This is a genomic window from Auritidibacter ignavus, from assembly GCF_003703835.1.
Lineage (GTDB): Bacteria > Actinomycetota > Actinomycetes > Actinomycetales > Micrococcaceae > Auritidibacter > Auritidibacter ignavus.
The window spans coordinates 68,561-89,939 of the sequence record NZ_RDQR01000007.1; the positions used below are offsets into that span (position 1 = coordinate 68,561).

At 57.4% G+C, this 21,379-nt stretch carries 22 protein-coding genes; 15 read left to right on the forward strand and 7 right to left on the reverse strand.

Annotated elements, in window-relative coordinates:
• Window positions 1–54 precede the first annotated feature (54 nt).
• From DYI20_RS12305 to DYI20_RS05515, 8 genes are all read left to right on the forward strand, one after another.
• A complete protein-coding gene (locus DYI20_RS12305; protein ID WP_183145600.1) occupies window positions 55–216 on the forward strand; it encodes a hypothetical protein in 162 nt (53 codons plus the stop codon).
• Between the two features lie 24 nt (window positions 217–240).
• Window positions 241–579, forward strand: coding sequence for a hypothetical protein (locus DYI20_RS05480; RefSeq protein ID WP_122549040.1), 339 nt, complete (start codon window positions 241–243; stop codon window positions 577–579).
• Between the two features lie 2 nt (window positions 580–581).
• Window positions 582–1,019 (forward strand): phage tail terminator protein, encoded by a 438-nt coding sequence (locus DYI20_RS05485; protein WP_122549041.1) that lies wholly within the window; start codon window positions 582–584, stop codon window positions 1,017–1,019.
• 30 nt (window positions 1,020–1,049) lie between these two features.
• The gene (locus tag DYI20_RS05490) at window positions 1,050–1,547 is read left to right on the forward strand and encodes a phage tail tube protein (RefSeq protein WP_122549042.1); all 498 of its coding nucleotides are present in this window, start codon (window positions 1,050–1,052) and stop codon (window positions 1,545–1,547) included.
• Window positions 1,548–1,778: 231 nt separating this feature from the next.
• Window positions 1,779–2,384, forward strand: a complete 606-nt coding sequence (locus DYI20_RS05495) for a DUF7426 family protein (RefSeq protein WP_147472528.1) — start codon at window positions 1,779–1,781, stop codon at window positions 2,382–2,384.
• A gap of 195 nt (window positions 2,385–2,579) precedes the next feature.
• Window positions 2,580–8,114 carry an aggregation-promoting factor C-terminal-like domain-containing protein gene (locus tag DYI20_RS05500; protein ID WP_122549044.1) on the forward strand — a complete coding sequence of 1,845 codons (5,535 nt, stop codon included), beginning with the start codon at window positions 2,580–2,582 and terminating at the stop codon, window positions 8,112–8,114.
• 992 nt (window positions 8,115–9,106) lie between these two features.
• Complete coding sequence (locus DYI20_RS05510) at window positions 9,107–10,102, forward strand: hypothetical protein (RefSeq protein ID WP_122549046.1); 996 nt, start codon at window positions 9,107–9,109, stop codon at window positions 10,100–10,102.
• Window positions 10,102–11,616, forward strand: coding sequence for a hypothetical protein (locus DYI20_RS05515; protein WP_122549047.1), 1,515 nt, complete (start codon window positions 10,102–10,104; stop codon window positions 11,614–11,616). Before DYI20_RS05510 ends, DYI20_RS05515 begins: the two co-directional genes overlap by 1 nt.
• A 318-nt stretch (window positions 11,617–11,934) precedes the next feature.
• Here the strand turns inward: DYI20_RS05515 and DYI20_RS12190 are convergent, their stop codons facing one another.
• A complete protein-coding gene (locus DYI20_RS12190) occupies window positions 11,935–12,132 on the reverse strand; it encodes a hypothetical protein (protein ID WP_147472530.1) in 198 nt (65 codons plus the stop codon).
• Between the two features lie 22 nt (window positions 12,133–12,154).
• Here DYI20_RS12190 and DYI20_RS05520 point away from each other — a divergent pair, with 22 nt between their 5' ends.
• The 6 genes from DYI20_RS05520 to DYI20_RS05545 all read left to right on the forward strand — a co-directional run bounded on the left by DYI20_RS05520 (window position 12,155) and on the right by DYI20_RS05545 (window position 16,204).
• Window positions 12,155–13,684 carry a hypothetical protein gene (locus tag DYI20_RS05520; RefSeq protein WP_147472531.1) on the forward strand — a complete coding sequence of 510 codons (1,530 nt, stop codon included), beginning with the start codon at window positions 12,155–12,157 and terminating at the stop codon, window positions 13,682–13,684.
• 98 nt (window positions 13,685–13,782) lie between these two features.
• The gene (locus tag DYI20_RS05525) at window positions 13,783–13,989 is read left to right on the forward strand and encodes a hypothetical protein (RefSeq protein ID WP_147472532.1); all 207 of its coding nucleotides are present in this window, start codon (window positions 13,783–13,785) and stop codon (window positions 13,987–13,989) included.
• Complete coding sequence (locus tag DYI20_RS05530; RefSeq protein ID WP_122549050.1) at window positions 13,986–14,450, forward strand: hypothetical protein; 465 nt, start codon at window positions 13,986–13,988, stop codon at window positions 14,448–14,450. The genes DYI20_RS05525 and DYI20_RS05530 overlap by 4 nt, the downstream gene beginning before the upstream one ends.
• Before the next feature lie 15 nt (window positions 14,451–14,465).
• Entirely contained in the window at window positions 14,466–14,741 is a 276-nt protein-coding gene (locus DYI20_RS05535; protein ID WP_122549051.1) for a hypothetical protein, read from the forward strand.
• A gap of 84 nt (window positions 14,742–14,825) precedes the next feature.
• On the forward strand, window positions 14,826–15,833 hold the full coding sequence (locus DYI20_RS05540) for a peptidoglycan recognition protein family protein (protein ID WP_166769803.1): 1,008 nt from the start codon (window positions 14,826–14,828) through the stop codon (window positions 15,831–15,833).
• The gene (locus DYI20_RS05545; RefSeq protein ID WP_122549053.1) at window positions 15,833–16,204 is read left to right on the forward strand and encodes a hypothetical protein; all 372 of its coding nucleotides are present in this window, start codon (window positions 15,833–15,835) and stop codon (window positions 16,202–16,204) included. The genes DYI20_RS05540 and DYI20_RS05545 overlap by 1 nt, the downstream gene beginning before the upstream one ends.
• A 176-nt stretch (window positions 16,205–16,380) precedes the next feature.
• Here DYI20_RS05545 and DYI20_RS05550 read toward each other — a convergent pair whose 3' ends face one another.
• The 5 genes from DYI20_RS05550 to DYI20_RS05570 form a co-directional block, all read right to left on the reverse strand.
• Window positions 16,381–16,620, reverse strand: coding sequence for a hypothetical protein (locus tag DYI20_RS05550; RefSeq protein WP_122549054.1), 240 nt, complete (start codon window positions 16,618–16,620; stop codon window positions 16,381–16,383).
• Window positions 16,621–16,719: 99 nt separating this feature from the next.
• A complete protein-coding gene (locus DYI20_RS05555) occupies window positions 16,720–16,932 on the reverse strand; it encodes a hypothetical protein (protein ID WP_122549055.1) in 213 nt (70 codons plus the stop codon).
• 1 nt (window position 16,933) lies between these two features.
• Window positions 16,934–17,230 (reverse strand): hypothetical protein, encoded by a 297-nt coding sequence (locus DYI20_RS05560; RefSeq protein WP_122549056.1) that lies wholly within the window; start codon window positions 17,228–17,230, stop codon window positions 16,934–16,936.
• A 350-nt stretch (window positions 17,231–17,580) separates the two neighbouring features.
• On the reverse strand, window positions 17,581–18,207 hold the full coding sequence (rpsD, locus tag DYI20_RS05565; protein ID WP_110100499.1) for a 30S ribosomal protein S4: 627 nt from the start codon (window positions 18,205–18,207) through the stop codon (window positions 17,581–17,583).
• Between the two features lie 293 nt (window positions 18,208–18,500).
• A complete protein-coding gene (locus DYI20_RS05570) occupies window positions 18,501–20,054 on the reverse strand; it encodes a replication-associated recombination protein A (protein WP_110100498.1) in 1,554 nt (517 codons plus the stop codon).
• 49 nt (window positions 20,055–20,103) lie between these two features.
• Here DYI20_RS05570 and dtd point away from each other — a divergent pair, with 49 nt between their 5' ends.
• A complete protein-coding gene (gene dtd, locus DYI20_RS05575) occupies window positions 20,104–20,556 on the forward strand; it encodes a D-aminoacyl-tRNA deacylase (protein ID WP_110100497.1) in 453 nt (150 codons plus the stop codon).
• 380 nt (window positions 20,557–20,936) lie between these two features.
• Here dtd and DYI20_RS05580 read toward each other — a convergent pair whose 3' ends face one another.
• Window positions 20,937–21,164: a hypothetical protein gene (locus DYI20_RS05580; protein WP_110100496.1), complete on the reverse strand. Its 228-nt coding sequence runs from the start codon at window positions 21,162–21,164 to the stop codon at window positions 20,937–20,939.
• Window positions 21,165–21,379 lie beyond the last annotated feature (215 nt).

A 21,379-nucleotide genomic window follows, 5' to 3' on the forward strand; every position in this document is an offset into this window, starting at 1 on the left:
TGCCTAGTCGAAGGTGGCACACACCTAGTCACTAACCGTTCCGGCACCGAACAAGTGGCATCCACCACCGTATACACTGAGCCTGCAAACATCCCGGCAGGGTCAATGGTCACCACCCACCCGGGCACCACTTTCGAGAAACGGTCCCGGGTCATCACCGTAGACCACTACGACCACCCGGGCGGGCTATCCCACATGGTGCTACACCTCGAATAACAGCCAACACAACAGGGGCGAAACGTGAGCGACTTTTCATGGAATGGCAGGGCCATCAATTCAGCCATCGAAGACGCATCAGCCCGTGGGCTAAACAATGCTGCAGAACATTTGCGGGCCACCACGGTCCCACTCACCCCGTTAGACACCAGCAGGCTACGCGGGTCACTGGTCGTCAACGAGGCGACACCTAACAGCCTGGTGGCTTCAGTGTCCACCAACCTGCCGTACGCGGTACGACAGCACGAGGAACTGGGCTACCACCACCGGGACGGTCAAGCAAAATACCTGGAAACAGGGGCGAACATGACACGTACCGTGATGGGCCAAATCATCAGGGACGCGACAAAGAAAGCGCGATAACAGTGAACACGGGACCGATCCGCGACAGTATCACCCTCGAAACAACCGCAGGTTTCATTGCCCTCATGGTAGAAGCCGGTGTGGGCACCTGGAACGAAGACGGAATCTATCAGCCAGACGACTGGGGCATCGTGGTGGGCAGGCTCCCCCACACCCCCGCGAAACTGATCGGCGTCACCCCCTACGTGTCCAGGGTGGACGCACAACCCCGCGTTGACGAACGAGCCATCCAGGTCAGATACCGGTCAGCCAGCCCAGATCCGCGCCCGCTAATCATCCTCGTGGACAGGCTCCACGACCACATTCACGGGCTATCCAACATCAACCTAGGAGGCCATCATGTGCCGTTGATCTGGCGCCACTCGCTGGCAGACCTAGGCGCAGACCAGAACAACCAGTACGAGATCACCGACAACTACTATTTCTACCTCGACAAATAAACCCCTTCACGTCTGAAAGGATGAACGATCATGGCAGAAAACGTGCTAGCCTCCAAACTGGCCCGCGACTACGCGGTCGAAGTGCGACCCCTGAACGGGGCACAAGAATTCGTGCGCGTCCGCGGAATCAACAACCTGACCCCAGGGTTCGAACCGAACTTTGAAGACACCACCGACTACGACAACGACGGGTGGACCTCCCAAGAAAAAACCATGCAAGGCTGGTCCCTCCAGCTGGGGATGATCTCCAAAATGGACACCGAATCGAACGCCCTAGACAAGGGCCAGCAGGTGTTACAGGACGCCCACGACAAATTCGGTTCCGACTCCATGGTCGAATGCCGGTGGTATGAGCGTGACGGTGGTGACGAAGCCTACGAAGGTGTCGCCACCGTCCAGTGGGAGCCACAGGGTGGTTCCGCAACCGACCTGCGCACCGTGAACGTCACACTCCAAGGTAACGGCGGTCGCCGGCACATCGACAACCCGGCCAAGAACACCGGCCAAACGGGGGAAATGGGGGAATAGTAGCCCCTCCTGAACCTGAGACGCCGGAACCAGAATCGGGACCGGTTTCAGAAGGGGACACCACACCCGACACAGAAACACTAGAACCCGACAACGAGACCACAACCGAATAACCAGCCAGGCCCACAGGGGCCTTTTTTTATGCCGGTGCAGGGGCCAGCCTGCGGGGGCGTGGTGGCCCGCAAAAAACAGGGGCCGGCCCCTGCACCCTCCACCACGAAAGGAACCACCATGAGCTTCGAAGACTTCAAAGCGTTCAACGAAAACATCACCGTCCGTGTGCCCACCAGGGACGGCGACCTCAAAAAATACACAATCCCCCCACTGGACGCTAAAACCGGGATCGAACTACGCCTCTTCCAGTCACGTGTCAACGAGATCGTCACCATCAGCCAACGCAACGAACAAAAAATCAAAGACACCAAAGACGGGGAAACACCAGACCTCGAAGAACTCCCCGACTACGAATTCACCGATGACAACTCCCCCACACCACAAAAAATATTGGGCGAAAAACTCCACCAACAACTCCTCGACGACGGGGTCACCGCCGAAGCCGTCCAACTCATGACCGACACCGCGTTCTGGGACTTCCTCGCAGGCAGAGAAGCCGCCGAAGCCTACTGGAACTCAGGTGGTGACCCAAAAGTGTTAGCGAGGGCGACACCGGCGGGGTCGATGCCCTCCACCACAAATACGGGCGAGGAGAATACGACCCAGAAACAGGCCTCTACGAGTGGTACGAAATCCCGGAAGAAGACTACGACCGGGAGCACGAAAAAGGGCCAGAAACGACAATCGACTACCAGCAAATCATCGGCCAATGGAAACTCCTAGAAGCAGCCTTCCATGACGTGTACCAGGTGGATTTAGAAGACACCATGCACACCAAAACATGGCGATGGTTCTCAACCCGCGTCAACTACTTGCTAGCCGGCGACAACCCGCTAGCAAGAACACTCAACCCACAAACCCGGTCACGAAACATCACCGGATGACCACAACACCAATAACCCCCCAGGAGGTTACAGCATGGCATTAACCGCCGCCGAACTTGTCGCCTACCTGCGGATGGATAAAACCGACTTTGACAGCAAACTCGGGTCGGCTGAAAAAAACATGCGCACAACGTCCGGAAAATTCCGTGACTGGGCTAAAGACATGGGCGGGGCCATGGCCGGCACCCTCACCGTGGCAGGCACCGCCGCAGGTGCGCTAGCGGTCGCCGTCGGAAAAACCGGTGTCGAATATAACGGCATGCAACAAGCATCCCGGGCCGCATTGGACACCATCATGGGCGGGGCCGAAAAAGCGAACGCCCAAATGGACAAACTCGACGAGTTCGCCCGAAACTCGCCGTTCGCCAAAGACGTGTTCATCAACGCCCAACAACAGTTGCTGGGGTTCGGTGTCGAAGCTGATAAGGTCATTCCGGCCCTGGAATCCATCCAGGACTCAGTCGCCGCAGTTGGTGGATCAAATGAGGACATCGCCAGCATCACCGACACCTTGTCGAAAATGCAAGGCCAAGGCAAACTCACCGGCGAAACCCTTAACCGGTTGGGTGAATACGGTATCGACGCGGCCACCATCCTGGGTGAACAGATGGGAAAAACCGGTGAAGAGATCCGCGCCATGGCCTCCAAACCAGGCGGAATCCCAGTAGATAAAGTGTGGGACCCGCTCGTTGAAGGGCTAACGGACCGGTTCGGTGGTGCCGCCGCGAATGTGAAAAACACGTGGGCTGGAGCCATCGACCGAATAAAAGCAGCAACCCGCGACATTGGTTCAGAGGTCGCTAAACCACTGGTTGACCCTAAGGGTGGCGGGTATGCGGTCACCTGGGCTAACCAGTTCGCGGACGTGCTACGTGCGGTACAACGCCAGGTTGAGCCGTTGACTAGCCTCATGGAGGGACGATTCCAGGGCGCTATCGGTAAAGTGTCCGAGGTTCTCCTTGACGCCAGGGACGCAATCGACAGTATCACTGTTGACGACCTGAACAACGGCCTGGAAACACTGGGGAGGCATGCGCCAGCAATCGCCGGTGTGGGCACCGCCATCACCCTGATGGCGTCAAAAAACATTCCCATCATTGGCGGGTTAGCGTCAGCGCTTGGCCCCATCCCTGGGGCGTTGATCGCGGCCGCCACTGCGTCACCGGAGGCTCGGGACGCGCTCGGCCAACTGTTCGAAGCGGTCGCACCACTGGGCGACACCCTGCTGAACCTGGCCGGCATACTGTCTGATAATTTCACGACAGCTATCGGTATCGCCGCCGACGTTCTGGGTGTGGGCGTGTCAGCTGTGAAACCGTTGATTGACGCGTTCACTGCTTTACCTGAGCCGGTGCAGAATAGTGTGATCTGGTTGGGCGCCCTGGTGGCTTTGCGTGGCAAGGTTGAGGCGTTTGGTGTGCTGATGGGTCGCACCGGGCGGGCGGTCCGTGATGGTTCTGTGGTCGCAGTCGATGGTGTGCGCGGTATTTTTGACGTTTTCCGTGGCTGGCGTGGCGCTTTCGACCAGGCCTATTCTGACACTGGGCGTTTCCGGTCAGGTTTGTCTGAGATGGCCGGCCAGGTGGGGCGGGACGCTAAATCTGGGTTGCGTGGCGTATTCGGTGGCGTCATGTCCCTATTGGGTGGCCCGTGGGGTGTTGCCCTCGGTGCGGCAGGTATTGCCCTCACCTTGTGGTCGCAGAAGAATCAGGAAGCTAAACAGCGTCAGGAAGAGTTCAAAGCCTCCCTGGATGAAACTACTGGCGCGTTGACTGAACAGTCCACGGCGCTTATTTACGAGAACGTGTCAGCAAACGAACGTGCCATGGACGCGTTAGAAGCGTACGGGCTCACCGTCCAAGACGTCATACCCTACATTGAGGGGCAGGCCGGCGCTGAAGCGGAACTGAAAAGCCGGGTCGAAGACCTCATGAAAGCCCGGTGGGAAGAACAAGGGCTTACCGAGAAAGAAATCGAACGCCGGTTCGAACAAGCCGGCGGTGTTGAAGCAGTCCTTGGGCCACTCGAAAAATATAAGGAAGAGACCCGCGAAGCCACCGAAGCTAAACGTGACGAACTAGACGCACAACAGGCGGCGGCCGAATCGTTAGACGAAACCGAGCGTGCACTGGATCGTTATTCGGAGCAGATGGCGATCGTCAATGATGAAACCAAAACGGGGACTGATCGTGCGCGTGCTCTGAAAGAAGCAATTGATGAGCTGTCCGGGGTGGAGCTGTCCGCGGATGAGATCCGACGTCAAACTGAGACATCCACCCGCAATATCACGGAACAGTTGAAAGCGTATGTTGATGCCACGAACGAGCAGGGTGAAGCTCTGGTCAACCTCAAGGAAGGTCAACTCGCATACAACGATGAAGGCGACCGGCTCAACGAACTGTTAGTACGTCACGAAGAGCTGGCCAGAGAATCAGCGATCGCCGCCTACGACAAAGCTGGTGGGGACCAGAACGCGAAGGAAGCGGCGGAAGCGGCTGCGGACGCTTATGCGAAGCAACGTGACAAGCTTGAAGAGCAGATGATTCAGGCCGGTTTCTCACGTGAAGAAGTGGAGAAACTCACGGACAAACTGTTCGCTGTGCCGTCCGATGTTCAGTATCACCTCACTGATGGTGGGAGTATTGACGTTCAGGATGCGAAACTGTATTCGCTGGCGAAGCGTATTGATGCGACCCCGGATAAGACGATCACGATTGATGAACCGAAGTCGCCGGGCATTATTCAACGTCTCAAGGCTCTTGGGTACAAGGTTGATACTCTGCCGGATGGAAAAATCCGGATTACCGAGACAGGTTCGGCCAGTGTTGAAAATACCCTCGACTACCTGACTAAGGATCGGACGGTCGATATTAAATATCGGCCGGTGATTGATGGCGAGATTCCTTTCGCCCCAGGTGTGAAGAAAACCCGGCGTGGTGGTCCTCTCGCGGAAGCCCTCGGCCTCGGGGGCCGTCACGCCGGCGGTATTGACGTGCACGGCATGGCCACCGGCGCTATCACCGGAAATAACGTCATGAACGTTGCCCAAATGGTGAAACCAGGTGATATTCGGTTCGCCGGCGACCGGTCCGACGTAGACGAAGCATGGATCCCACTTGACGGGTCCAAACGATCAGTAGCGATCCTGCTCGAGGCCATGCGCCGTATGCCAGGCTTCACCCCGGAGGGTATGGCATCGGGTAGCGTGACCGCCAGGGTTACCCCGGCGACCGTGGATGGTGTGCAAGCACCTGACACCAGTGAACTAACCGGGGCCTGGGTGGAGGCAATGGACCAGCTCACCGGGTCCACCGAATCAGCGTTCACCACCATGGCCGATGATACTGCCACCGCACACCAGGCCATGACCGGCACGGTGTCTACGGCTGGTAAAACTATGACCGCTGACACGCGGGCAACCATGCTCGCACAACAATCAGCGACCCTGGCAGGGAACCGGGCCATGACCGCTGACACGCGGGCAACCATGCTCGCACAACAATCAGCGACCCTGGCAGGGAACCGGGCCATGACCGCGGACACGAAAAATGCGGTACTCGCACAACAGTCCGCAACCATCACAGCGCATAATGTGATGTCCTCGGACACGGCAAAAACTGTGGCTTCTCTCGTGAACAGCACGGTCGCCGGCAACAGGTCGATGACCGCGGACACGCGCTCGCAGAAGGGCGAACAATCACGGGTGACCAGCACCGCGAACAGGGTCATGCTGGACAACACGGTTCGATCGTTGACCACGATGCGGGACACTGCTGGGAACCGGTTAGCGGGTATGACCCGTGTTACTGGGCAGAATATGGCGATCATGCGCACCACCACAGCAACACAGGTTGCCGGCATGCGCGAACGGGCCGGGGAAGAATTCACCAGGATGCGTGACCGTGGTGTGGCCACCACCGCACAGTTACGTGATGGTGTGGTCAACCAAATGGGGTCTGCACGACAACCATTCACGGGGAAAATCAACGACCTGATAGGCGTGCTACGCTCATTCTCTAACGCCATTAGCCAGGCATACGGTGACATGGGCGTGAGCATGAAAAAACCTGTCCGGTTAGCGACAGGTGGTGTTCTCCCCGGGTACACCCCAGGCCGGGACGTGCACAGTTTCACCTCTCCTACTGGTGGCCGGCTCGAGCTGTCTGGTGGTGAGTCGATCATGCGGCCAGAAGTGGCACGTGCTATGGGGCGTGGCTGGGTTGACCGGGTGAACACGGCAGCACGTGGTGGCGGTGTCACAGGTGTTCGTCGTGTCCTTGGTGATGGTGTGCAGGCTTTCGCAGACGGCGGTATTTTTGAGACCGAGTTTTCCGCGGACGCCAAAAAAATTGGTCAAGAATACAAGGGCCGGTTGCCAGTGAGCCCGTGGCGTCCTATCGGTGAGCATGTGATCCAACAGGTCATTGACGGGTTCGGAGATTACCTGGCCAGCCTGTTTGACGCGGTGGCCGGGCCGGGCATGGTCGTCACGAACGGGCGCACAGCGAAACCCACCACAGGTCGTGTCACGTCCGGTTACGGTCCACGGTGGGGTGGCCACCATGCCGGTATGGATATTGCCGCCGGGCAGGGTACGCCCACATTCTCGTATGCGGCGGGTGTGGTCCGAAAAACTGGGCCGAACATCGGGCCGGGCCGTACCGGTTTGGGCATTCTGATTGAGCACGCGAACCGGATGCACACCTACTACGGGCACAACCCTATTGGTGGTGTACGGGTGCGCGCTGGTGACAAGGTGCTACCTGGTCAACGGATTGGTGCACAGGGCACAACAGGTAATGTGACTGGCGCGCACTTGCACTGGGAGGTGCACCGCAAACGGGCGTGGGGTGATGTTAACCCGGCTAAATATTGGGCTACTGCTGGTCGTGGCGGGAACATGACTGGCACCATTCCGGGCAGTACGGGGGGAACAGATTTCCCCGCCGGGTCCGGGTCCATAAAGGATCAGGTGCGGGCAGTGGCGGCCCGGTACGGTTGGGGTTCCGGTGCACAATGGCGGGCAGTGGATCAACTTTTGTCTCGCGAGTCCGGGTGGAACCACAGGGCCGCCAACCCGACGTCTTCGGCGGAGGGCCTATTCCAGAAGATGACGTCCATTCATGGGCCTGTGGAACCGACAGCTGCGGGACAGGCTGAGTGGGGTTTTAACTATATCAAACGCACGTACGGTAACCCGTTGTCGGCGTTAGCTCACCACAACCGGCGAGGATGGTACGCGGACGGCGGTGTTCTACCCATGCGAGGCTATGCGGATGGTACCAGTTCGGCGGTTCCCGGCTGGGCATGGGTTGGTGAACGTGGCCCTGAGTTGTTGAAGTTCCGTGGCGGTGAAACGGTGAAGACCGCTCAACAGTCGGCACGACAACAGGTGAGCGTGCAAGGTGTGTTGTCGGAACGGGACGCTGACCTGTTGGGTCGAAGTATTGCTAAGCATATGGACGGCGGGGTCACATTCAATGCGCCGGTGACAGCTGGTGACACTGACCGGCTCGCTGAACGGTTGACCGCTTTGAGTCGCCGGCGCCGGGTCATCATGGCCCGCTAACACACACATTGACCACACGAGCTGAAACGAGGGTGAACCTGATGGTGGAAACAGCGCGTCGCACAGTGACATTGGTCGGGGCCGGGCAGACTGTGAAGTTGCGGTTCGGTGACGACCACACCGGGTTTAACCTTATGGCTGATGTTGAAGGTTTGGGTGCGTCCACGGTCGAAACACACACGACCCCAAAATGGTTCGGTGGAGACCACCTGGACCACATGAGGGCAGAATCCGGTGAAATATTCCTGCCTGTACATGTGCGGGGCCATGATCCGGGGCATGTTCGCAGACTGCACCAAACGTTACGGGAGGTGCTATCCCCCGCTGACGGGTGGGTGACTGTGACTGTGCATGACCCGGTCACTGGGGTGTCACGCGAACGCCGCGCCGTATACAAGAGTGGTTTAGAAACACCTGGGTGGGAAACTCCCGTGTCTATGACGTTGGGGGTCACGGTCCAGTTTTTGGAACCACGAGCATTTGGTACCGCATGGGAGGACACGACGATCACAGTCGCACCAACCATGCGAGCCTCTGCTGGGTGGACGTTCCCAAACATTTTTGACCCCTCAATTGCGGGCACCGGCGACCCGCGGGCCGGAGTGCTCAGAAACACTGGAGAACTGTCTGCTCCCGCAAAAGTTACCTTTTTTGGGCCGTGCGAAAACCCGAGAGTGTGGGGTGACGATTTTGTGGCCGGTTACCGTGGCCGACTCTTGTGGGATGAGCGGGTCACCCTTGACGGTTTGGCGGTGTCAGCGGTGCACCGGGCGGGTAGTGGGCGGACCCGGCATGTTCCCGGTGATCTGACCCGCGACACCCGGTTATCGAAGCTCGTGATCCCGCGGGGGCAAACAACACTGTGGTTTGACGCCACAGATACCACAGGGACATCAAAGGTGACTGTGAGTTTTCGAGAAACGTACAGGTCACTGACCTGAACGGCCACGACATAAAGCATGTAGGAACAACTGAACAGTGGAGGGGCTGGAATGAGTGAAGATTACCAGGCTGCACCAGAAAATTCTGTGTGGGCAATCTCAACAGGCGGGGTGGGACACGACCCGGCAGACGCTAGAGCCATGGTTTTCATTGGCACGAACGGTGAATCCGGTCTCGTCGCCTCTGGTGGTGGCGACCTGACCGTCACACCAGGTAAGAGCGACCATGTGAGGGTTCACCCGTGCTCTGTGGTGGCCAGGTCACGGTACCCTGGGCGCGTCGATGAATCCTATGCTTTCCGGGTAAAACGTGCCCTGGATGTGAAACTCCGCCCGGCATCATCGACACCAGCTAGCGGGCGGACTGACGCAATTATTTTGCGTGTCCACGACCCGGTCATTGAGGGGTCGACAGTCCCGGAAACCGCGGAAGCATTACAGGATTATAACTACTGGTCGGTTGACGTGATTGAGGGCATCCCAGGGTCGGTGGCTAAAACTGAGAAAGCAATCAGCGCATACAAGAAGATTGATTACCCGTTTGTGCTGATTGGTACGGCGGTGATTCGTGCCAGCCAGTCGGCGGTGGATGAAACAAACTTTCTGGCGAACATGATTATGCCCCGCACCTACACGCCACCGCCTATCATTCATAAACCTTCGAAACGGTTCAAGACCACACAAACAGGCTCCTACTACGAGGACATGTCAGCCCCGTTACGGTTTGATGTGCCAGAGTGGGCGCGATGGGCGACGTTTGATGTGATTATCGCCGGGTTCCACCTGGCAGGCAGGAATGGGTATGGCAAAATCAGTGCTTACACCATGTCTCGGGCTTTACCGTCCTCCGAGTGGAATATGGATTTATCAGATGGCGGGGCGCGTTCTACCCAGTTCACCGGTGGCCGTGTGAGCGTGAGTCAACAACTGCGGGGCACAAGCCAAACACTGGTGTTGCGGGTGTCGAATGCGCTTCGCGGGTCAACGGTGACCATTGATGAGAAATCTATTATCAAGGTCAGCATCACGTTCCACGAGGTGCGCTGATGCGAGTGATCGCTGTTGAGGCGCGCACCGGTCGTGTTTTGGATTGGGAGCTACAGGCACACGCCGATGAGGTGACCGTCACCGAGGTTCTGGATGGCCACACGGTGTTAGACCTGAGTTTACGGGCAGACTATCACGCGAGGAAGGACCGTGACGGGCACCCGGTGCTGTTGGAGCAGGGCACCGTGTTCTTCGTGGAGGACGACGACGGAAAACTCCTACCGGCAGTCATGGATTCCGGGTCGTTAGAAACCGATTACCGGGCGGAAGCGTCCGGGCCGTCCCGGTTGGCCCATGACATGCCGTGGACTCGTGAAGAGATGCGCCGGTCAGGGACTGATGCGCTCCACCTGTGGAAGCACGTGTGGTCACGCATCATCATTGACACCGGCATTTACGCGCTAGACATTGACGGGTTGTCGTCGTCTGGGCAGGTTGTGGGTCGGGCGCCCACGTCGGCTTACCGTGACAAACTGGACGAGCTAAAAACTATCCGTGATTTTTTGACGCGTCGGAAAGACGATCGCACCGCGTATTGGGAGAAAGAAACACAACGGCGGGCACGTGTGCTTGCTAAGCGTGGTGGACGTTCTGGTGTGGGGGAGATCGTGACCTCCACCGACCCGCCGGAACCTAAAGACGGTGCCAGCTATAAGATCGTCATTCACCAGAATCAAGACGGCGACGTTTTACGGGTGTGGCACTGGAAATGGTCCACCAAAACACCCGGTACCGGGGAATGGTATTACCGGTCGAATGGGGCATCACGTCAAGCAGCCAAAGACTACCTGTCAGCAAAAAACACGTTGGAGAACTCGAAAAACTGGTTCGGATCCCGGGTGGCCAGGGTAGAAGAACTCGAAAAATGGTTAGAAACCCACGAGGAAGAACAAGGCCCCGACCATTACACGATTAGCCCTTGGGAAGACCGGGACCTGTCGGACACGCTACAAAAACTCCAAGACATTGGTGGTTTCGAGTACGTCGAAACCGGTTCGTGGGTTGACGACATGCCGCACCCGGTTATGAGTGTGGCGCGCCGGTTCGGTACCCGTCGCCACGATCTACGGTACGAGCTGGGCGCGAACGTGCATGACATACCAGAGGTGCAGCGGGGCGAGTTCTTCACGCGAGTCACTGTCACGGGGTCTGGTGAGGGTAAGTCCACGCTCATGGAGGACCGGGCGTGGAAGCACCCCCGGTTGTTGGACAAACATGTGACCGTGTCTGAATCGGATTTGGGTACTCGACAACTTGTGCGGTCCCGGGCCGATAAGGAGCTGAAACGGTTGAAGGCTGGGTTCCAGTATCAGTTGGACCGGCTCACGGTGGTGGATTCACCGTTGGCACCTAACCGTCTGCTGAATATTGGTGATGAAATACGGGTGGTCGGTGACATGCCGGACGGTACAGGGCTGAACGTGTGGGTGCGGGTGGTGGAGATTACCCGGTCCTGGTCGGCAACGGGCACAGGGGACACGATGGAGTTAGGGGTTGAACCAATTGTCAAATAGTGGGTTTTCGCGTCGTGAGCAACGCGAGTTTGAGCGACTGTTCCTAGAATCTAAACGCATTGTCGCCCGTCTATCCCGGTTGGAGCGTGCCCAGGATGCGAGACTAACGACGCTGGTGTCGGGTGATGGGTCGGGGTTTCGGGTTGTCGATGAGGACGGCCGGGAGCTTGGGGTGATCGCTGGTGGTGGTGATCTGTTCCGGCACACGTCCACGAGTCGGCCGGTGACACCTGCCATGCCTGAGGTGTTCGCGGTGCCTGGTGGTTTCCAGGTGGTGCTAGCTGATGGTGTACCCGAGGACGTGGGCAAGGTTCTTGTTCATGCCTCGACTGATCCGGGGTTTGTGGTGGGGCCGTCGACTGTTGTTGGCACAATCTGGGAGGACACGCAGGCCACGGTGACCTTGTGGGGTGGCGTGTGGAACGTTGCCGTACAGTTTGTGTCGAGGTCGGGTGTGGTGTCTGACCCGTCGCCGGTGGTGGTGGTTGAGGTCCCGGCCTTGGTGGATGAGGACACGATCGAGGCGCACCTGGATGAGGTGGCTGAACAGATCGCCGGTGCTAGGTCTGATGCGGAAGCGAGTTTCCAGCAGTTGGATGAGCGCCGGGCAGAGCATGAGCGGAGGATGCGCGAACTCTGGGACACGCTACCGTATGCTTTAGGTCAAAGCCTGAGCGAGGACCCAGACAGTGCTATTGCAGTAGCGGAACCACTTGAAACGGCCATGGCTGGCGTCCTGAGCGCCCGTGAGGCGTGGATTCATGACGCGATGATTCATCGTGTCAGCGCGAACAAGTTGGACGTCACAGACGCTTTCATCAGCCGGTTGTGGGCTGAAATGGCTGTCATTAAACGGTTGCAAGCACAGTCGGCGTGGATCAGTGACGCAATGATCGACAACCTGAGCGCGTCGAAGATAACAGTCACTGAAGAATTTGTGGCACGTGTCGCCAGTATCCTCAAAATCAGTGCTGGCATGATCGAGGCGAACGCGATCACCACCGAACATATCCGGGCAGGCGCGTTGGACGGCGCCGTGATCACTGGGCCTCTGATTCAGACTGAACACACACCAGAACAGGGCGTGAAATGGACCTCAGAAGGCATCATGGGGTGGGACGAAGACGGCAACCAAACCATCTCTTTGAATGGTAGTTTCAACACTCTGTCTGGTCGTATTGTGACGTCGCACCGTGGCGCACCGGGTATTGTGATTAAACCGTCACAGGATGACTGGAAAGACCAAAATGATAGGTACGCTTCACGCCGGTCTGGCGTGTATTTTGCGCAAAACCCCAACCAAGGTCTGGGCAGGCTCACCAACACTGCCGGAATGTACATTCATAACCCAGCAAACAAGGGCCCCGAAGACCTGAACATCAACGCACAAAACGGTGGGGCAATCAACCTCAATTCGCGGTTGAACGCCAGAGTCGGGAACACGGATGTCAGCAATCTGCGCATTTTTCAAGGCGAACTCGGTGTGATCGACAATTCTGGTCGCCGCTCCGTGACAATCAACCAAAATTACGCGGTCTTCAATAATAACGTGTCGGTCGGGCCAGCATTTTCGATCATGCGAAACCGTTCCACCGACTATCGTGCCAACGTGCACATGGACAGAAACGGGATCTTATACAAAACCACTTCATCGGCACGATACAAGATCGATCAACGAGTCCACGACACCCCCGACGCGCTACTTGACCTGGATGTGAAAACCTTCCTTGATGGGCACGCGATCGAACGACAAAAAGAAGCGCGCACCAAAAAAGAACGCATCGACCAGGGGTCTGGCGAGAACTGGTACGACGTGGACGAACGCGACCTTAACCCTGTCCTGGAGCGTATCCCCGGCCTGATCGCGGAAGACGTCGCACAAATTGACCCGACTTTTGTCACATACACCGAAGATGGTCAAGTCGAATCAATCCAATACGAGGCGCTGGCGGTGGCGTGTTTTCCGCTCATGCGCAGGCAACGCGACCGGATCGAAAAACTCGAATCACAGGTCGAGGATTTGACGGCACGACTCGAAGAACTCGAACAACAACAGCAGGGGGAATGATGGCAGTCGATCTCACACAATACACACAAAAACAATTAGCGGATTTACGGCAAGCAATCACGAACGAAACAACACGGCGCGACATCATCGACTCCGCCATGACACGCGTCGCAGGGCTCATCGACCAATACCAAGAATACGCCGGCACACAACACACCGACAGCGATGAGTGGGTGCAACCAGCCACCGTGCTCGAAGCATACCCCCAAGACGCTGTGGTCACCCACGACGGGAACACCTGGAAATCAATGGCACCCGCGAATATTAGCGTGCCAGGGACGAACGACAGCTGGGAGAAACAATGAGCACCGAACAACCAAACCAACACACCGGCTGGGATTTACCGAAACGCATATGGGGCAAAATCTCCGAGCCACGTGTCATTAATTTTGCGACATGGATCGGATACTGGCACGCCCTCATCCCCGGTGTTTACAGCATTTTTCAGCCACCCTCCAGTATCCAAGGTGCCATCGGTGACTACGCGATGATGATTATCGCCATCCTCGTCACCATCGGCGGGGCAATAGGTTTACTGACCTGCCTCAACGGGGCATGGTGGCTCGAAAGGTGGGCCGTCGTCTCACTCATTGCTGGTGCTTTCATGTACTACCTGATCGTCATCACACTCCACGTATCATCCCCCGGCAACCGGCTCCTACAAGCAGGCATCATCGGGTGCGCCATCTGCCTACTAGTATGCCGACTCCTGAAAGTATCCACACGACAGCAAGACCCGAACGTGACCGAACCAAAACATCGCTAAAAAGGAGGGCGGATTGTGACAGAAGAAATGATCGCCCTCATAGCAACAGCCATCGGGTCACCAGTCTTAGTGAAAATCGTGGAAGCCCTCATCAAATGGTCCTCAGGCAGGGTCTCACGCGAAAAACGACTAGAACAAAAAATAGACCAACTCGAAGAAGAAAACACCCAACTACGCCGGGACATTCAACAGGCCGAAGACAGGGCGCACCAGTCCAGGCGTCAAGCAGAAGAAAAAGTACACCAATACCGGCTAAAAATGTACCAGCACGGCATCAAACCCGAAGAATAACAACACAACAACAAGCACGACGCGACCCCCTCACCCATGACCGGGTTAGGGGATTTTTTATACCCAAAAACAGGAGCACACACTATGCCCTACTACACAGGACTCGCAAGGGTAGCACGGACCACCGGCTACCCGGTCAAAGAAACCAGCGGATGGAAAACCCGCGGAAACGGCACCATGTCCCCTGTGCGGTCGGTGATGTGTCATCACACCGCCGGAGGTTCACGCGGAAACTACCCGTCCATGAATGTTGTCAAAAACGGGCGACCAGGGTTACCCGGACCCCTCGCACACTACGGGATCGGGCGCGACGGGACCATTTATGTGATCGCGTCCGGCCTGGCCTATCACGCCGGCAGGGTCTCCAAAACCGCGTACACCAACAGGCACAGTATCGGGATCGAAGCAGAAAACACCGGCACCGGCGAACGATGGTCCGACGCACAGCTTGACTCCTACGTCAAACTCTGCCGTGCCCTGATCGACGAATTCGGGCTACCCGTGTCCGCTGTGGTCGGGCACAAAGAAGCAGCCGTACCCAAGGGTCGAAAAGTGGACCCTGCATTCACCAGACCGCGCCTGTCCATGAATGATTTTCGTCGGTACGTGAAGCGCGGGTATTACACCAAGCCAGGAAAAGCAACCTCGAAGAAAAACAACACCACTACTGGGAAGGATTGGTTCAGCATGGCCACCGAAAAACAACTACGAAAGATTGTTCGCGAAGAAACACGGCTCGCCCGCTGGTCGTACAAACCGAAAAATGACGACTGGGACATGTGCGCGTACAACCGCGAAACCTACAAGCTACTCAAAAACTTGGATAAAAACCTGGGTAAAAAGGTGTGGCAGTACAAAAACAAATATGCCAAACGCGACATCTACGGATACGTGCGAGAGACCAATAAAGCAAGTGTAGCAACTCAGGGTGAGCTTGCCGGAATTCTGAAAGCACTAGAGCACCTATCACAAGGTAAGAAGGTCAATCTGGAAGAAGTACGGAAGGCCGCACAAGAAGGTGTAGCGAAAGCTATCAAAGACCTAGAAGCAGACGTGACACTGACCGTCTCGGCCGACAAGGAGGACAAGTAATGCAAAAACGTACTGTAGGACCAGTCACCGGCGCGTCTGCTGTCGGTGGCTCACTCGGTGCCGCCATCGCGCAAATTATTGTGCATTTCGCACCATCACTCCAGCCAGTGGAGACAGCGGTCACAGTGATTATTACCGCTGTTTTGGCGGTCATTGGTGGCTGGCTAGTACCCTCGGAAGACTGGGAGCGCATCATGCCGGAGGATGAGACGTTGTTCCTGGATGACACCGAGAACCCGGCAGACCTAGGACTAGAAGAGGTCGAAGACTTGGATGTCCCGGAAGAACCACCGGCCGACCATGCCGAACCAGTGTCGCATGGTCCATCCGATCTGGGGGTTGACCCGGAGGACGCAGAAAACCCAACCTAGTAGACACCACAAAAGAATAGCCCCGCCCCTGCCGTTACTGGCTCGGGCGGGGCCTTCTTTTTTTGCACTAGTCGTCGATGTAGGTGCTGTAGGTGTCTGTCCATCCGCGTTGTGGTGTGTGCATGTTAGCGGTGATGGTGATTGGCATGATGTGTCCTTCCCTTTGGGACGTCCCGTTAGCCGTTGTCCGTGATTGTCAGGCCTTCCCACGCTTTGCCAAGGCGGGAGATCATCTCCTGCTCGAGTTTATCGTAGGGCTCGGGGTCTTCGTCTGCCACAATGGATTCGACATCGCATTCAACCCATTCGCCGTCCTCCAGGGTTTCTGCGACCAGGAAGTCGAGCGTCTCGTCGATGCGATAATCCCAGCGGAGGCGACGTGTCGTGGTCTCTTCGTTGTTGGTTAAGCGTTTCATGATGTGATCCTTTTTGTCTGGTGGCCGGTGGGGTTTCTTTCCCTCCCTGCAATTCTAGTATAGTACACTACTAGACTAATTGCAAGGGGTAGGAACAAATTATTTCCCAAGAATCCCTCGAACTGTCGTCCGCGCCAAACCAGACCAGTCAGCTAGCTGATACTCTGAGACCCCAGCCTCATGAGCGTCGATAATAGCCCGATCAATGTCCCGCCTGGTCTGAGCAACTTTTGCTCGCCCCTCGGCAAGCTGTCCAGCTAGTTTTTTGATTTCATGCTCAGTATCGCCCAAGCTATCCTTGTTATCAGTCATCTCACTCAACTTCTTCCGCGTTCGGATCATCCAGCAGGTCACGCACATCATCGAGGTCAATCATGCGCAAATGATCCTCGATTCGCTCCGTCTCATGCCCAGCGTCGATGAATTCCTCGTACTCTTCATCGGAATCCAGGTCATGTTTTGCCATAGTCGCTCGACGTTCAATAATCATGATCGTATAGGGCGTGTCACCGCTGTAATCAAGAATCTGTGCCAGCGTATATGTGCCAGCACCCCGGCCATTAGCGATATAGCGTGGACTATAAAATTTCGTGTCCAGCGTGTAAGTCATGATGTGGTTTCCTCTCTGTGTGGTGGGGGTTTCTTTCTTCCCCCTGACATTTACTAGTCTAGTACACTACTAGACCAGATGCAAGGGGTAAGCAAAAAAAATTCTCATCGCACCTCATCAGTAAGTAGCTAGGACTCAAGTAGGACTAATGGGACTAGGCTTGTGGCGGTCGAGGACAACCACCAAAAACCGCCACAGACTTTGTGGCGGTTCCGTAGCGGTCAAGCCCCAACAGAACCCACCACAAGCCACCACCAACCAACACCTAAAAAACCCTCACAACCCGCACAAAAAAAGAGGACCCGCCAGATACCAACGATCCAGCGGGCCCCCACAAAAAGAGCCGAAAATTAGCGCGAGTAATGCTCAACCACGAGATTTTCCTGGATACCCACGGGAACTTCAGAGCGTTCCGGGGTCCGAACCAGGCGAGCACGCAACTTGTCGATTTCCACATCGAGGTAGCCGGGAACATCGGGAAGCACTTCCTGGTGAGCTCCGGTGGCAGCAATCTGGAAGGGCACCATGGTCTCCGAGCGCTCGTGAACGTGGATCAGCTGGCCTTCTTTGACCTGGAAGGAGGGGCGGTCCACACGCTGACCGTCAACCAGGATGTGGCGGTGCACGACCAACTGACGAGCCTGAGCGATGGTGCGTGCGAAACCGGCACGTAACACCAGGGCATCTAGACGGGATTCCAGCAGGGTAATGAGGTTTTCACCGGCCTGACCGCTACGCCGCTTCGCTTCGGCGAAGTAACGGCGCATCTGGGCCTCACGCACGTTGTACAGTGCGCGCAACCGTTGCTTTTCCTTCAGACGAACCGAGTAGTCTGAGTCGGCGCGACGACGAGCGCGACCGTGCTGACCGGGGCCGTAGGGACGGCGCTCCATGTACTTTTCGGCTTTAGGAGTCAGGGCAATGCCGAGTGCGCGTGAGTGGCGCACCGTGCGGCGAGAACGCAAGTTCTTAGTCATGAATCAACTTTCTTGTCATACGGCAATGTCATGTTTGTTCCACTCGCTCGACAAGAACCGGAGGTTTCCGGGATACACAGCGAGCGTTCCTGGCCTCCCATATCATCTTCGGGAGAGCTGAGGGGTTTGCCGTCACCCGTCATCACTACCATTGCATCGTGGGCCCGGTGCAAACGCGGGTCCTGCGGTGAACGTGCCAGACTTGTCTACCTTATCAGAGATCGTCGCCGGCACCGAACCTCACCGAGCATCCTGACGGTGGTGTTGGTCTCGTGGACGCTTCTGGCCCTTGCTTAGTCTTGACTTGTGACGTCGTCGTGCTTGTCGTGGTTCTCGTGGTCGTTCTGTTCCGACTGCGCGGTCGGTACAGTCTTGTCCCTCGTGGTCGTTGTGGAAGTCTCAGCTTGTCGTGGCGCACTGGGATGACCGCGAAGAATATCGCGGATCACCGGTAGCCGTTCGGAGAGGGAACGTTCCACGCCGTTGGTTGTTGGATGGTAGTACTCCCGGTTTCTCAACGTGTCGGGCAGGTACTGCTGGGTGGCGATGCTGTGCGGGGCGTCGTGGGCGTACCGGTAGCCAACACCGTGTCCGAGTGCCTTGGCTCCGGGGTAGTGACTATCGCGCAGGTGGGTTGGCACGACCCCGGAGCGACCCGCGCGGACATCGGCGATGGCCTCGTTAATGCCTTGATAGGCCCGATTGGATTTGGGCGCGGTCGCCAGATGGACGACGGCTTCAGCCAGGATGATCCGCCCTTCGGGCATCCCGATCAACTGCACCGCTTGAGCGGCTGCGACCGCAGTTTGCAAAGCGGTTGGGTCAGCCATCCCAACGTCCTCGGAAGCCAGAATAATCAGCCGACGGGCAATGAACCGGGGGTCCTCACCGGCTTCAATCATGCGCGCCAGATAATGTAGCCCCGCATCCACATCCGAGCCCCGAATGGATTTAATGAACGCCGAGATCACGTCGTAGTGCTGGTCGCCGTCTTTATCGTAACGTAGCACCGCCCGGTCCATCGCCTGGGCTGCATCTTCTTCGGTGATCACCGGCACGCTGGGTTGCTCACCCTGTTCGGAGGTGGCAGAGGACTCCGGGGCGTGGTCGAGTGCCACCCCGGCGGAAGCCTCCAGCGTGGTCAGTGCGCGACGGGCGTCCCCGGACGCCATACGCACCAGGTAGTCCAGGGCTTGGTCGGACAGTGACACGGCGGAATTCAGACCGCGTTCATCGCTGACGGCTCGGGTGATCAGCCCGGAGATATCGTCGTCAGTCAACGGCTGCAAGGTCAATAACAGGGACCGAGATAATAAGGGGGCAACCACGGAGAAGGAGGGGTTCTCGGTGGTTGCTGCCACCAGCACCACCCAGCGGTTCTCGACCCCCGGTAGCAACGCATCTTGTTGGGCCTTATTGAACCGGTGAATCTCGTCGAGAAACAACACTGTGGTCCGACCGTAGAGATCTCGATCGTTCAGAGCTTGGTCCATGACCCGCCGCACGTCTTTGACACCCGAAGAAATCGCCGATAACTCCACGAACTTCCGTCCTTCGCCCCGGGCAATGACATGCGCCAGCGTGGTTTTGCCGGTTCCAGGAGGACCGTAGAGAATCACCGAGGCTGGTCCGGCGGCACGTCCCCCGGTGCTGGGTTCTCCCCCGGCCAGATTCCGTAGTGGCGAGCCCGGGGTCAACAGGTGCTGTTGTCCAACGACTTCGTCGATGGTTCGCGGTCGCATCCGCACCGCCAGTGGCGCTTGGGCTCCCCCAGCTCGATGAGTGTCGATTCCTGCCGGAGCCTGATCACCGGCATCATCGTGCATCGAACTAAACAAATCAGCCATGGTCTTCATTCTAGTAAGCGCCCGCCAACGACTGGGTACACTGTGCGCTATGCGCGCAGTGGTTCAAGTTGCTTCACAGGCCCAGGTCACCGTCGGCGAGGAGGTTATTGGACACTTGCACCAACCAGGGCTGGTAGTCCTGCTCGGTATCAACACCACAGACACCGAGCAGGACGCGACCGCTGTCGCGACAAAGCTCTTCGGGCTACGGATCTTGGAGGGGGAAACGTCGGCGGAATCAACCGGTGCACCCTTGTTGGTCATTTCTCAATTCACCCTCTATGGGGATGTCCGCAAGGGCCGTCGCCCCTCCTGGTCGGCGGCAGCCCGCCCCGAGGTATCCAAACCGCTGTATGACTATTTTGTCTCGACGTTACGGGACCTGGGGGCCGATGTGCAGACCGGTGAGTTCGGGGCGAAGATGGAGGTCTCCTTAACCAATTCCGGGCCGTTCACGATCGTGATTGACTCTGATGACCTCAAGGGCCCCCGCCGTGGGTAAACCCCCGTTACTTTTTAAGTGTCACTGTTTTCCGGCAGGATGTGCAGTGTAGGTAGCCGGGTGGTTCACGTGCGCGAGTGGGCGAGCCCCCTAAACCGTCGCCACTGTGCTGAATCTTGGACACGGACCAAGTTGAACGGATCGTCGGATTTCGCGCCTGCACGCAATCGTGGTCGCTGTCAGATCAGTTCCGTCTTTCCCCGACCGTACTGGTCCGGTGTTGTCCCGACCTGTACGAATCCCTGCCGAGAGAAGAAGGTCCGGACGTCATGGGGAGCCACATTCAATAGTGCCTCTCCTGCGCCACGGCGCCTGGCCGACGGGTCAACAATCAGGGGGCTGATCTTGGCAGTACCGTGGCGCTTGATCACGAGGTTGATTTAACCCAGCGGGCGACCTCCGGGTTCTAGTCTGGCGACATATCCCAGTTGGACGAGAGAGTTGAGGCCGTTGAAGTCTTGTCCGTTTGAACGGTGGTCCTCGATCAGGCGAGTGAGATGCGCGTCGTGATCGCCGTCGTAGTGAGGTTCCAGAGTGCTGACGAACAAGCCACGGAGAGCGTCAAAGTCACTCTCCTGAGGCTGTTCGACGAAGAAGTCATCGGTCATGACCTTGCCACCTTCCTGCGCTGACCGGTAGGCGACTGCGGTGCTGACGAGCCACCGCTCAGCGCTTCTGTGTGTTGTACTCGAACCGAAGCTATCACGGGCGTGATATATAGCACGAGTGTGACACACCGTACCGCCCCGATCCAAGCCATCGCCACCCGACCCCCGTGGCTACGACGTTGGAGCGGGGAATCGGCTCGAACGACGCTGCGGCT